Annotated in this window: 1 pseudogene; it reads right to left on the reverse strand. The window is 34.5% G+C overall.

Annotation, left to right across the window (positions count from 1 at the left end):
* A pseudogene (locus IU405_RS00520) lies at positions 1–386 on the reverse strand (hypothetical protein); the annotation flags it as partial.
* Between the last annotated feature and the right edge of the window lie 20 nt (positions 387–406).

Here is a 406-nt window from a genome sequence, read left to right on the forward strand (position 1 = left end):
CTCAATGCAGTTGTTACACTATTTACAGGGATATAACCCGAATCTTCAACAGCAGTCAAACCATTTAGATTAAAATCTTTTGGCTCATATACTTTTGTGTCAGCATTATATTCAAAATCAGACATTACTGTAATAGCATTTATGATTTTAAAATGTGTTGCTCCAGATGGTATATTCATTCTATCCAAAGGATTAAAAACAGGAATATCTAACGTAGAACTATCCCTACCTACTGAAGGAGTAATTGTGTAAGGAGCGTTAAAAACACCATTCAAGGAAGAAAATCTATTGAACTCAAACCCCTCCAAATATTGAGGTGCAACAGTTACTAAAATAGCTCTTCTTCCTCTTGCCTCCGAACCATCTTCAATGTTGATTTTTTTCATTACACCAGTTAACCTTCCAG

Source organism: Polaribacter sp. BAL334 (assembly GCF_015767435.1).
Lineage (GTDB): Bacteria > Bacteroidota > Bacteroidia > Flavobacteriales > Flavobacteriaceae > Polaribacter.